Annotated in this window: 9 protein-coding genes; 5 read left to right on the top strand and 4 right to left on the bottom strand. The window is 64.5% G+C overall.

Features of this window, described 5'->3' with window-relative positions; all coding sequences use genetic code 11:
* Positions 1-89: 89 nt before the first annotated feature.
* Both AAC691_RS08280 and AAC691_RS08275 read left to right on the top strand, forming a co-directional pair.
* Complete coding sequence (locus AAC691_RS08280) at positions 90-932, top strand: GntR family transcriptional regulator (protein WP_342629677.1); 843 nt, start codon at positions 90-92, stop codon at positions 930-932.
* The gene (locus tag AAC691_RS08275; RefSeq protein ID WP_342629676.1) at positions 929-2,314 is read left to right on the top strand and encodes an APC family permease; all 1,386 of its coding nucleotides are present in this window, start codon (positions 929-931) and stop codon (positions 2,312-2,314) included. Before AAC691_RS08280 ends, AAC691_RS08275 begins: the two co-directional genes overlap by 4 nt.
* Here the strand turns inward: AAC691_RS08275 and AAC691_RS08270 are convergent.
* The 3 genes from AAC691_RS08270 to AAC691_RS08260 are packed head-to-tail and all read right to left on the bottom strand — an operon-like array spanning position 2,214 to position 6,994.
* The gene (locus AAC691_RS08270; protein ID WP_342629675.1) at positions 2,214-2,951 is read right to left on the bottom strand and encodes a GntR family transcriptional regulator; all 738 of its coding nucleotides are present in this window, start codon (positions 2,949-2,951) and stop codon (positions 2,214-2,216) included. The two genes, AAC691_RS08275 and AAC691_RS08270, sit on opposite strands and share 101 nt — an antisense overlap.
* A gap of 22 nt (positions 2,952-2,973) precedes the next feature.
* A complete protein-coding gene (locus AAC691_RS08265; RefSeq protein WP_342629674.1) occupies positions 2,974-4,347 on the bottom strand; it encodes an amidohydrolase family protein in 1,374 nt (457 codons plus the stop codon).
* A complete protein-coding gene (locus tag AAC691_RS08260) occupies positions 4,337-6,994 on the bottom strand; it encodes an aconitate hydratase AcnA (protein ID WP_342629673.1) in 2,658 nt (885 codons plus the stop codon). The genes AAC691_RS08265 and AAC691_RS08260 overlap by 11 nt, the downstream gene beginning before the upstream one ends.
* Before the next feature lie 117 nt (positions 6,995-7,111).
* On the opposite strand from AAC691_RS08260, the gene AAC691_RS08255 reads away from it, so the two are divergent.
* The 3 genes from AAC691_RS08255 (at position 7,112) to AAC691_RS08245 (ending at position 11,071) form a co-directional block, all read left to right on the top strand.
* The gene (locus AAC691_RS08255; RefSeq protein WP_408906071.1) at positions 7,112-8,059 is read left to right on the top strand and encodes an oxaloacetate decarboxylase; all 948 of its coding nucleotides are present in this window, start codon (positions 7,112-7,114) and stop codon (positions 8,057-8,059) included.
* A gap of 210 nt (positions 8,060-8,269) precedes the next feature.
* Positions 8,270-10,618 (top strand): TonB-dependent receptor domain-containing protein, encoded by a 2,349-nt coding sequence (locus AAC691_RS08250; RefSeq protein ID WP_342629672.1) that lies wholly within the window; start codon positions 8,270-8,272, stop codon positions 10,616-10,618.
* 165 nt (positions 10,619-10,783) lie between these two features.
* Positions 10,784-11,071, top strand: coding sequence for an ATP-binding protein (locus tag AAC691_RS08245; protein WP_342629671.1), 288 nt, complete (start codon positions 10,784-10,786; stop codon positions 11,069-11,071).
* A 59-nt stretch (positions 11,072-11,130) separates the two neighbouring features.
* On the opposite strand, the gene AAC691_RS08240 is transcribed toward AAC691_RS08245, so the two are convergent.
* Complete coding sequence (locus AAC691_RS08240; RefSeq protein ID WP_342629670.1) at positions 11,131-12,882, bottom strand: DUF2786 domain-containing protein; 1,752 nt, start codon at positions 12,880-12,882, stop codon at positions 11,131-11,133.
* Positions 12,883-13,125: the final 243 nt, after the last annotated feature.

Genomic DNA, 13,125 nt, shown 5'->3' with positions numbered 1-13,125 from the left:
AGGGGCGGTGGGCGTGGAGGATGGATGGATCACGCGTGTCGTTCCGTGCTTCATTGCGGGGCAAACCGACGCGAGTTCCCAGAATTTTCATGGCTGCCAAGAAACCGACTGTCCAGACCGCCCTGCGCGATATCGAGCCCCTGTCGCAACAATCGCTGATTCCCCTGCATCATCGTGTCTACGTCGTGCTGTATCGCAAGCTCATGGAGGGCAGTTTCCAGCCGGATGAGCCCATGCCGACGGAGGCGGAGCTGTCCGAGGTCTTCGGCGTGTCGCGCATTACGCTGCGCACGGCGATGAAGCGGCTGGAAAGCGAGGGGCTGATCCGTCGCCTGCGTGGGCGCGGGACCTTTCCGCTCGCGGCCCCGATCCGGGCGGCCATGCAGTCGACTGCGGTACGGCGTAATCAGGTCTCGCTGGCCTTCAAGACCCAGGTGCGGATCGTCGGTTATGAAACCGTCGATGCGTCGCCGGTCATGGCTGAACAGCTGGGCGTGCCGGTCGATGCGCCGTTGCTGCGGATCGAACGCGTGCGCTCGGACACGCGCTCCGCGATATCGCATTCCGTCTGTCTGCTGCCTGCGGAGTTCGCCCGTTTCCTGCCGCGCCGGCAATTGGGGACGCTGCCGGTTTCCGCCGCGCTGGAAGCCGCGGGCGTGGAACTGCACGATTTCGACGAGCACCTCAACGCCTGTGCGGCCGATGCGACGGCGGCCGAGGCGCTGGGAGTGGATATCGGCACGCCGCTGCTGTCCATGCTGCGAATCGCGCGGGATGCCGCCGGGCGCGTCGTGGAGCGGCTGATGGTGATGTACCGCCCGGACCGGTACGAATATTTCCTTTCCTATTCGGCGGAAAGCCTGCGGCATGGCGAGCATGCCCTGCATCTGAGCGTGCGCGATCTGGCCCCGCCCGCAGCGGGAACGGAATGACCGCCGCGCCTTCCGGCCGTCTGCGCGGCGAACTCGGCCTGGCCGACGTGGTGGCCCAGGCCGCCTCGGGCGTCGGGCCGATCTATTCGGCGATCGTCTTCGTGCCGCTGGTGACGGTGGGGGCTTCGGGCTTCGGCGCGGGCGGGGCGGTGCCGCTGTGCATTCTGATCGCCGCGTTTCTGCTGATGGCCGTTGCCCGTGTCTTTGCGGGTTTCGCGCGGCAGGTCCGCACGCCGGGATCGTTGTACGATTACCTCAAGCTTTCTCTCGGGCGTCGGGCGGGCACCGTGTTCGGGCTGCTGTTCTATGCCTGTGCGATTGCGGCCTTCGTCAACGGTACGCTGACTTTCGGCGGGCTGGCGGCCACGATGGCCGACCATCTGACCGGCCATGTGCTGCCATGGTGGCTGGGGGCGCTGGGTGGACTGGCACTGGTGGCGCTGTCGGTTTCCCGCGGCATCACGATGGCGGTGCATCTGCAGCTTGCCATCAGCGTCGTGTCGATCGGTGCCGTCGGGCTGTTCTCCGCCTGGGTTCTGGTGCAGTCGCCGCATCTTCCGGCGGTGGCGCAGGCGGGTCTGCTGCCGGCGGCGCAGGGGCACGGGCTGGCCGGTGTCATGATGGGGCTGAGCTTCGCCTTTTTCATGTATGGCGGTTTCGAGGGGGCGGCGAGTCTGGCCGAGGAATGCCGCAACCCGACGCGGGCCATTCCGTGCGCCATGATCCTGACGATCTGGGTCAATGCGGCCTTCTACCTGCTGACGGCCTTTGCGGCCCTGGCCGGGTTCGGTGCCGACGCGGGGCGCCTGGGCGGACAGGAGATGCCGCTGCTGGCCCTGGCGGCGGACCCACGCTACGGCGGGCCGGCGATCGAGGGCATTCTGATGACGATGACCCTTGCCGACGTACTGGCGATGATTACGGCCGGCAGCATCGCCATCGCGCGCGGGTTGCTGTGTCTGGCGCGTGACGGGGTGCTGCCCGCCGCCTTTGCCCGCACCAGCAACGGGCGCGGGGTGCCGGTGCTGCCCAATCTGGTCTTGCTGGGCGGAACGGCGGCGCTGGTGGCCGCGATCCGCATTGCGACGGGGCCGGTACCGGGACAGGAATCCTATATGGGGTGGTTCATCTGGATCGGCACATTTGCCAGCCTGAACCTGCTGATCGCCTGGTGTGCGACCTGCATCGGCGGATTCGTGATGGGGCGGCTACCCGGGGGAGGTAGCGAGATGCGGTTCTGCGCGGCGACCGGCACGCTCGCGACCCTGGCGGTGATCGGGGTTACGCTTGGTCTGCTGGAAGGATCGGAGCGGCTGGTGCCGCTGGTGATTGCACTGCTGGCGCTGGTCGGATGGTGGGCGATGCGTCCAGCGCGGTCATGAGGTTGGCGCGCGCCTTTTCGATATGCTGTTCCATCAGCGAGCGGGCCAGGTCAGCGTCGCGCGAGCGGATTGCGCGCAGGATCTGCCAATGTTCCTGGTATGCGACGCTCTTGCGTTCCGGCCGGGCGCCGGACCAGCGGCGATAGAGCCGGAGCAGCGGATAGAGATCGCCGCCCAAGACCGCCGAGATGCGCGGGCTGCTCGCATGCTCGATCAACTGGAGGTGAAAGTCGAAATCGTCGGGGGGGATGTCGGGATCGCCCAGGTCGCGGCGACGCGCCTGCTCGAGCGCGGCCAGCAGGCAGGTGATCGCGGACTCGTCCATGCGGGTGGCGGCCAGGGCGCAGGCGCGGCCTTCCAGTGCGACGCGCATGTCGAACAGGTCGTCTACCGCTGCCCTGTCCAGCAATGCCACGCGTGCGCGGGCGAAAGGCTCGCGGGTGACCAGGCCGATGCCCTGCAGGCGGCGTATCGCCTCGCGCACCGGGCCGCGGCTGACGCCGAACTGACGGGCCAGGGTCGCTTCGCCCAGCGTGGCGCCGGGGGCGATCCCGCCCGAATGGATCAGGGCCAGGATGTCACGAAACAGCGCTTCGCCCAGCGAGCGGGCGCTGTCGTCTTCCTCCTGACCGTCCATGACATTCTCCTTGATCCTGTTGTCACCCCGCGCCGGACGTACGGTGGAGATAGCGGCCGCGACGTGTCTCCGCTTCGTCCGTCAGGGTGCCGTTTTCCATCATGACGCGGCCTCCGGCAACTGTCAGGGACGGCCAGCCACGCAATGTCATCCCCTCGTACGGCGAATAGTCGGAGTGCGATTCCAGCGTCGCCGCCTGCACCACCCTTTCGCAATCGGGATCGACGACCACCAGGTCGGCGTCGTCGCCGACCCGCATGGAGCCTTTGCCGGGAATGCGATACAGAGCCGCGACGTTTGCCGATGTGACGGCCGCCAGGCGTTCGGGCGGGATGCCGCGCTGGTGCCATCCTTCGGTGATCAGCACCGGCAGCAGGGTCGCGATGCCGGGAAACCCCGCCGATGCCTGCCATATGTCGGGGCCCTTGGTCGCGCGCTTGCGTGGGACGTGATCGGAACCGACGGTGAGAATCTGCCCTTTTGCAATGCCGTTCCACAAGGCGTCGACATCGCGCCGGCCGCGCAGCGGGGGATTGACCTTGCCCAGCAGGCCGGCGGTGCTGTCGGTCGACAGGGACAGGTAGTGGGCGCAGGTCTCGACCTCTATCGGGGCGGGATGGCTGCGAGCGCGCAGCATCTGGACGATATCGAGCCCCTCGCCGGCCGACAGGTGTACGATGTTGACCCGGCAGCGTGTCTTTTCGCTGAAATAGCCGACGCGGAACACGTTCTCGGCTTCGAGGAAATCGGGGCTCTGTTCGTCCCAGGCCGCCAGATCGTCGCGGCCGGCTTCGCGCAGCGGAGTACGCAGGCCGGGAATGACTTCGACATTCTCGCAATGCACACCCAGCACCGAGCCGGACAGGGATGCCAGTTGGCGCATTGCCGCGAACAGTAGCCCGTCGTCGATTTCGGTGAAGCCCTTCGCGGCACCGGAAGCGCCTTTGTACATCAGGTAGAGTTTCGCTGAATTGACGCCGAAACGCTCCATGACCTCGGGCAACTGGGCGACGTGGCGCAGGCTGGTCAGGCCGAAATGGCAGCCGAAATCGAGACAGGAAAGCCGTTCGCCGGCGGCGATCCAGCGGGGGGTGGAATCCGCGAGGTCGGCGGAGCGGTGGAAACTGAGATAGGACGTGACGCCACCCAGCGCCGCCGAGCGGGATTCCGTGCGGAAATCGTCGTCGCCCGCTCCAAAACCGAAATGGGTGTGCGGGTCGATCAGCCCCGGCATGATCCAGGTACCGTGACAGGGAATCACACGATGGGCGGGAATGTCTTCGCCCGGGGCGAGGATGGCGGCGATCTTTCCGTCGCGGACGGCGACGGAGCCCCGGCCCGTTCCGAGGCCGGGCCAGACGATCTGCCCGTCCTTGAGCAAGAGGTCAGCCTTCATTGTCATCTGCTCCGTGTTGCGGCCGCAGGTCCGGGGCAACCGCCGCCAGCAGGGCCTCGTGTATGCCGCCCTGCCGCAGGAGGGCGCGTTCGCTGTTCGTCAGCAATGCCGCATGGGTGACGAAACGGCGGATGCCGGTGTCTCCTGCGGCTTCGACGGTGATTGGGGCGCCATCGGCGATGCCGGCCCGCAACCCGTGAAAGGAGAAGGTCTCGAGGCCGGTCAGCCCGAGTTCCGGCCAGCTTTCGCCGTCCGCGAACAGCAGGGGAAGGACGCCCATCCCGACCAGATTGGCGCGGTGAATCCGCTCGAAATCGCGGGCGATCACGATTCGTACGCCCAGCATGGCCGTGCCGCGGGCCGCCCAGTCGCGGCTGCTGCCGGTGCCGTAGCGATGGCCGCCCAGCACGATCAGGGGCACGTCGCGGGCGCGCCATGCCATGGCAGCGTCATGGATGGTCTGGCGCGTGCCGTCGGGGCCGGGTGTTTCCCACCCCCTGCCGTCGCCGGCCAGCGCATTGCGGATACGAATATTGGCGAAGGTCGCGCGTGTCATCACCTCCGGGTTGCCGCGGCGGGCGACGTAGGTGTTGAACGCCGGACGTGCGATGCCCAGGCCGGAGAGGTAGAGTCCGGCCGGACTGTCTGGCGGAATTTCGCCACTGGGCGAGATGTGATCGGTTGTCAGGGAATCGCCGAATGCCGCCAGCACTCTTGCGCCGTCGATATCGTCCAGCGACCAGTCTGCGCCATTCTGGGCGCCGAGGCGGGGGCGGCAGAGATAGGCGGAGTCTGGCTGCCAGGGATAGGTATCGCCACCGGGTGCCGCGAGAGTGCGCCAGAGGTGTCGGCTTTCCTCGGGCGCTTCACCTGGGCCGCCTCGGCCCGCATTGTCGCCGAGGGCCGCGGACAATTCTTCTGACGTGGGCCAGAGGTCGCGCAGATGGACGGCCGCGCCGGTGGAATCGTGGCCGACAGGGTCCGATTGCAGATCGAGATCCACGCGTCCCGCCAGGGCGAAGAGGACCACCAGGGGAGGCGAGGCCAGGTAGTTTGCCGGCAGCAGGCGGTGGATGCGGCCCTCGAAGTTCCGGTTGCCCGACAGCACGGCGACGGCCCGCACGCCATGCCGTTCGATCGCCTGTTCCATCACCGGCAGCAATGGCCCCGATTTGCCACCGCAGGTGGTGCAGCCGTAGCCGGCAATCGCGAAGCCCAGTGCCTCCAACGAAGCGAGCAGGCCGGTGCGTTCCAGCAATGTTTTCACCGACGGCGAACCGGGGGTCATGGATGTCTTGACCCACGGGGGCACGCGCATGCCGCGTGCGACGGCTTTGGCGGCGACCAGACCGGCCGCCAGCATGACAGAGGGATTGGCGGTATTGGTGCAGGAGGCGATGGCCGCGATGGCGACTGCGCCGTCGGCGATGCCGTCCACCTGGCGAAGGGTGCCGTCTTCCTCGTTCTGCAGCGTGCGGAAGGAGCGTGCGGCCTCCGCGAGGGGCAGGCGCTGTTCCGGGCGGCGTGGACCTGCGACGGACAGGCCCAGTGTCGACAGGTCGATCCGGATGACCCGATCATAGATGGGATCGGGAGAGGGGAGCGCCAGAGGTCGGAAGAGGCCGCCGCGCCGGGTCCATGTTTCCAGATCCGCTGCTGCGCCGCGTGTTGCAGCCATGTAGCGGCAGGTTTCCTCGTCGACGGCGAAGAAGCCGCAGGTTGCGCCGTATTCGGGTGCCATGTTGGCGAGGGTGGCGCGTTCTTCCAGCCGCAGGTGGCGTATGGCGGGGCCGAAGAACTCGACGAAGGCACCGGTGACGTTGGCTCGGCGCAGCGTCTCAGTCACTAGGAATGCGAGGTCGGTCGTCATCACGCCGGGGGGCGGGATGCCGTCGAGCAACGCGCCCACGATTTCGGGCACCGGCACGACATAGGGCTGGCCGAGCAGGGCGGCCTCGATATCCAGTCCGCCGACGCCCCAGCCCAGAACGCCCAGTGCGTTGACCATCGGGGTATGGGAATCGCCGCCCAGGACGAATTCGGGATGGACGATCATGCCGTCTGGCACCGGGGTTTCGACCATGACGCGGGCCAGGCGTTCCAGATTGATCTGATGGATGATGCCGCTGCCCGGCGGATGCAGCGTCAGCCCCGGCATGGCCTGCTGGGCCCATTTGAGAAAGGCGTATCGTTCGGTATTGCGCTCGTATTCGCAGGCGAGGTTCCGGATCAGGGCATCGGGGGTGCCGGAGACATCGACCTGCAGGGAATGATCGACGATCAGATCGAGCGGGACGCAGGGCGATACTGCCCGGGCATCTCCGCTGCGGGCCGCGACGACGTCGCGCATGCCGGCGAGATTCTGCAGGACGGGAACGCCACTGGAATCGGGCAGGATCACGCGGGAGACGGCGAGCGCCACCCCATGGCCGCGATCGGCGGGGGTGCGGCGGATGACCGCAGCGAGATCGGCCAGGGTCGGATCCGACAGATGGTCGCCATTGGCCTGCAGGGCCTGGCGCGCGACATTTTCCAGCAGGATTCGCACACAGAATGGAAGCGTGCCGAGGCTGGTGCCCATTCGGGCGGTGACCACTGCCAGATCGATCTGGCGGGGCGAGGTGTCTGTCCAATATGATCGCTGCATGTGTCGACACTATTTTAAGATACGGCTCAAGATCAAGCGTTCTGTCCGGCATAAGTGTTGACAGTTTGTTGGGGGGTGACTTATTTCGAGTCCGAACATTCGACAAGAAGGACTCCGATGACCCGTTCCACGGCTCTTCCCTCCGCCGCCGCGCGCCTGCGGGAGCTGATCTCTTCCGGTACGTTTCTCGTCGCGCCCGGAGTCTATGATGGCTACAGCGTGCGGTTGACCGAGGCGGCGGGGTTTTGCTGCGCCGCGACCAGTGGGGCCGCGATTGCGAACGCCGTGCTGGGCATCGAGGATGTGGGCCTGATGGGGCTGGCAGAAAATGTGGCGCAATGCCGCGCCATTGCGCGGGCGGTGTCAATCCCGGTGACGGCTGATGCCGATAACGGCTACGGCAATCCGATGAATGCCTGGTACACGACACGTATGTTCGAGGATGCCGGCCTGGCGGGGATGAATATCGAGGATCAGGCCAGCCCCAAGCGGTGCGGCCACATGCCCGGCAAGGCGTTGGTCGGCAAGGCGGAGATGGTCAAGAAGATCGAGGCTGCCTGCATGGCCCGGCGCGATGACGATTTTGTCGTCATCGCCCGCACCGATGCTCTGGCCGTCGAGGGGCTGGATGCCACGCTCGAACGTGTGCGGGCTTATGTCGCGGCCGGAGCGGACATGATCTTTCCCGATGCCGTGGGATCGGAGGACGTGATCGCGCGCATCGTCGAGACGGCCGGGGTGCCGGTGTCGATCAATATGGGTTTCGGCATTCGTGCGCGGCCCACGACGCCGCTGATTTCGCCGCGACGCCTGAAGGAACTGGGGGTACGCCGGATCAGCCTGCCGCGTATGTTGCCTGCGGCCGCGATCATGGGCATGCGCTCGGCACTGGCCGCCATGAAGCAGTCCGTCGACACGGGAGAGACGGTCGAGCGGCCGGATCTGCTGGTCGGGATAGACGATATCTGGTCGCTGATGGGGTTCCCCGCGATGCAGGCGCTGGAGCGCTCCCTGCTGACGACGGATGCCCTTGAGGAACGATATGGAGCCGGAAACGAAGCGTAATTTCTTTTTTTCGATCCAGGACCAAAATTTATATTCCGGAATCGGATTGGTACGTTGACGCAAGGGTGTTGGACGTTAAAGTATTATAGGTATGACAATATACATAAGATAGCATTGTCCGTTGAAGGTTGGTGCCCCATGTCCTCATTCCATTTGCAGGCCTCACGTCTAGCCCGGCTTCTCATGCTTTCGGCATCGGGAATGGCCTTGATGGCGTCTGCCCAGGCCCAGACACAGCTTTCCCCCCCTGCGGCCCAGCCGGCCTCCGCGCAGAAAGCCGTGCGGCCGTCGGCAGCCTCTGGTGCGACAGCCTCTTCGGCCCCGGCGGGTCGTGCTGCGGCGGCTGCGATGGTGCCCGAGACGCTCAACGTCGTCGCCAACGGGCGCGGCTCCACCCGTCAGCTTCAGGCGGCGACGCGCACGATGATCGCCAATTATGTGCCGGGCACCAGTCCGTTGAAGGTCCTTGGCCACTTGCCGGGCGTCGTCTTTACCTCAGCCGACCCGATGGGGGCCTATGAATGGTCGGCCCGGATCTATTCCCGCGGGTTCAGTGAAAACCAGCTGGGTTTCACGCTCGACGGCATACCGCTCGGCGAACAAGGCTATAACACCTATAATGGGTTGAGTTCGACGCGGGCCGTCCTGACCGAAAACCTGCATGACGCCTCGATCTCGCAGGGGGCCGGTGCCGTCGACGTGGCGTCGACCAGCGATCTGGGTGCTGCGATCAGCTTTCATACACTCGATCCGGCGGACAAGGCGGGCGGGCTCGTCGAGCAGACATTCGGCAGCAATGCGGCGTTTCGAACCTTCGCCCGTGTGGACAGCGGTGTTCTCAACGCGACCGGCACAAAATTTTCCGCCTCGTTCGCCGATTCCACGATCGACAAATGGAAAGGTTATGGGGCGAACAAATATCAGCAGGTCAATTTCAAGCTCGTCCAGCCGATCGGCACTCGCAGTTCGCTGACAGCTTATTTCGACTGGGCCAATCGCCAGGAAGTGGATAACCAGGACCTGTCGCTGAACTATATCCATACGCTGGGAACGCGGGTGGATAATTACTATCCGAATTACAAGGCGGCCTACCTCGCGGCGAAGGGCACATTTACCCATGGCGAAAACCTGACCAATGACCCGCTGGACGTCAGCTATTACGAATCATCGGGAATGCGACGGGATTATTTTGGCTACCTGACCTTCAAGTCGGATATCACCAGTCGGTTGAGCGTCCAGGCCTCGGTCTATGGCGATTACGATCCGGGGCTGAGTACGTTTACGTCGCCCTATGGTTCGTCACCGAACGGTGCGCCGCTTCAGCTTCAGGGGTATTCTCTGGACGTGCAGCGCTTCGGTTTCCTGACGTCGGCAAAATACCATATCGCCCATAATCACCTGAGTGCGGGCATCTGGTACGAGAACAACCAGTTCAGAAACGATCTGCGTCTGTACCAGGAGCCGCTGCTGGGACAGGGACTGCCGCCCGACCCGACCACATGGCTCAACCCCCGTGATTCCTTCGATCATGCCTATGGGTATGTGTTTAACACCAATACGTTCCAGACTTATTTCCAGGATACGTACGATGTTACGTCGAACCTGCATGTGAATGCGGGATTCAAGTCGATGCTCGTCACCACCCATGACGGGATCACCGCCAACGATCCGTCCTATACCGGATACGACACGCTGCCTTCGGGGACCAAGACGGCATACAGTCCGTTCCTGCCCCAGGTGAGCGCGAACTGGCGCTTTACCCATAATGACGAACTGTTCTTCGATTTCGCCCGCAACATGCGTTCGTTCAGTCAGTTCGGGCTGAGCGGGGGGGCTTCGGCATCTGCCTGGTCGGTCGGTGATCAAACGGTTTTCCAGCAATCGATGAAGCTGAAGCCGGAAGAATCCAATGTTTATGAAGTCGGCTATCGTCATGACGACCGGTATCTGTCGGCCTTGTTGACCGGCTACCGCGTCAATTTCCAGAACCGGCAGCAGGTTGTCAGTTCTGGGCCGATCATCCAGTTGGTTGGCGCGCTCAACAATGTGGGCGGCGTTACCACCGACGGTGCCGAGGCCAGCCTGACACTGCATCCGTTCGTCAATCATCGGTTTCTGCAAGGGTTGTCGTGGTACAACAGCGTCAGCTGGAATCGCTCGACTTTCGACAATAACTTCACGGATTCGAACGGGCTCGAACGGATCAAGGGCAAGCAGGTTCCGAACTATCCGTCCTTCATGTGGAAATCGTCGCTCGTCTATCGCTACGGTCATGTCAGCGCCAATCTGGACGCGACCTATATGTCGCGCCGTTACCTCAGCTACATGAACGATACGTGGGTACCGTCGAATTTCATCATGAATCTCGGTGCGCGCTACCGGTTCGGCGGCTATGGCATCCTTCAGCACGTCACGTTGGAATTCAATGTCTACAACCTGCTGAACAAGAGCTACATCGCGACTGTGGGTGAGCAGGGCAATCCTATCAGCGGCGATTACCAGTCAATGCTGATCGGCGCTCCGCGCCAGTTTTTTGGAACCGTGCGTGCGGAGTTCTGACCGCGCATCCCCGCCTCAGATCCCCGGGGCGGGCGGGGGGCGTGGCTGGCGTCAGGAGGCGTCCAGCGTCATCAGCGACGCGTTGCCGTCGGCGGCGGTGGTGTTGGTGCTGACGAGCCCGCTCCTCCAGCAGCTATTTGGGCAACGGGTCATGTGCGCGAGGGTATGGAGCGTCACCATCGGGCTGTCGTCGAGAGCCTGCAGGACTGTTGCTCCGGCTCGACGGTCATGACCTCCAACTTGCCGTTCGAGGACTGGACCCAGCTTCTGGGATCCGAACGCCTGACCGGTGCGCTGCTTGACCGGCTCACGCATCACGTCAGCATCTTGACCATGAATGGCGACAGCTACCGGCTCAGGCAATCCGCCCGCCGCCGCTGCGCCGCCGGGGTGGAGCAAAACCAGGCCGCCGGGATCATCGATCCTGACACCGGTGAGATCACCAACACCTGAGCCACGGCAACGCCGACGATATGCAAAGGGCCCGGGCAGCGAACAGACCTACCGCTGATCTAGCCCTGTTGTCCGATGCCGGGCCGGTAGTCGAAATCCAGCCCGGTCTGGCGCCCTTGGTCATAAACGTCGCGCAGCATGCGGCGGCGACCCGAGCGCGTCCGGGTATAAAGGCGAAGGCCGAGCGCGGCCATTTCCTCGTCCACGACGTCGGCCTTGACCGTCACCAGATCGCGGCCGGAGGACGCCCGCAATACGCTTTCACGCGTCTCCCGAAGCGTTCTGAGCTTGTCGATGATCCCGTGCGCCAGACCATGTTGAAAGGAGTTCGTGGCCGTCCGGCGCAGCTTGGCGGCCGTGTCCAGATAGGCGGTGCTTGTCCTGAATCCCGCGCCCTCTGTCTCGAAGGTCCGTTCCACGAGTTCATAGAGATAGCGGGCGGCCTGCACATCGGCGGGAAGGCCGAAGAAGACATGACGTAACAGGCCCTGTTCACCGGTCTCCCCCCAGACACGCGTATCGAAGATAGCGGCGATGGTCGGCACACAATCGTCCAGTGCCCCCGCCCGTTTGCGGGATGTCTCGACGATGATCGCCTCGCATGTCTGATTGCGGATATCCAGATCGCTCAGGCTGAGACCGTGGCGATCCAGCAACTCCGCCGCCTTCTCGGCGGCGGCCAGAACCTCCTGTTCGGTGCAGCCCCGTTCCACGGTTCGGACGCGAAGCGCCTGGATGCGGGCGATCACGTCGTCAAGATCGTCCCGGCGATCGGATGCGGTCTTTTTTCGTCTCCCTGCGACCGCTTGCCGGATCTCGCGAAGGATCTCCCTGACGGAGGAGGGAACCTCTTTCGTCGCGATCAGCCGCCCGATCAGATGCTCGAGGTCGTCCAGTCCGGCCGCCGACGGCGAAATCGCGGCGCGACGGTCGATCGTCTCGCTCTGCACCTGCCCGATTTCCGTCCAAGCGGCCGCCAGCGCGTCCTGTCGCGTCGCACGGGCGCTGCCGATGGCGATCAGCACACAGACAACGGTCTCGATGTCGCTCTGCGCCCGCACCAACTGGATATCGTCGGATGAACGGGGGGCCGGCGTCCGCGCCCATTTGCGCGCCAGCAGCGCGAGCGGATCATCGTCATCGAATGGATCGAGATCGTTGTCGTCCCATGCGGGGAGGCGCATCGGACCGTGATGCACAACATGCTGATACACAGCGTCGGCACAGCGCAGCGGATTGACAAGTCCGCGATGTCCGGTCCGCAGGAAGGCTTCGACGACGGCAAAGGCAGGGTCGTCCAGCGGCACGACGGGACCGACGAACACATGCCGGTCGTCATCGCCCGGAACGACCCAGACCGCAAGCCGGACACCCATTACCTCCGACCGGAAGCCATCATCCGCGACGCGCAGGCGATCGCCTGACGCCACGTCCCGGACGTCGGCGAGACCGTCACCCCGCAGGGACTCGGCGACGACCACACGAAACCGGGTCCGTCGCAAGCAGTCCAGCACTGGCACAAGCGGGGGAGCGACACGGCGTTGACGGGCCAGACGATCAAACGCCGTCTGGCCACTGGGAGAGGGCGTGAAGACGGCCAGTGTCGTGCCGATGGCGAGCCCGAGTGCCATACGTGTCAACATGACGTCCGCCGACAGGTCGTCAGCCGGTAGCTCGTCGCGAAGCCAGTGCCGGATCAGCGCGTCGATCTTTCCAGGCGCGAGGCAGCGCGTTGCTGAGGCCAGCACTTCGTCGATGTCGCCCTGACGCCCGGCCAGGTCCGTTGACGCATCGTCTTTCCGCTGTGGCATCGTTATCGTGATCCGTCATTGCTTTTCGCCGAAACGCACTCTACGCGATAGCCGAGGGCGCGGGAAAGCTTTCGTCGGATCGAGTAGGCTTCCTGTCTGTTATGACGCCATTGCGACGACCATTATTGCTGTTTCCGTTCACAGCGAGACGATGCAGCACTCCGCGCCGCGAGCGGAACGCGCCAGCAGGCTGGCGCGTGAAAGTGAAGTCTGATGCCGTCATCCTACCGGCAACGGCCGTGC

Origin of the sequence: Nguyenibacter vanlangensis (assembly GCF_038719015.1) — a bacterium.
GTDB lineage: Bacteria > Pseudomonadota > Alphaproteobacteria > Acetobacterales > Acetobacteraceae > Gluconacetobacter > Gluconacetobacter vanlangensis.
Note: the sequence above shows the minus strand (reverse complement) of the source record. Positions and strands in the feature narration are given on the sequence as shown.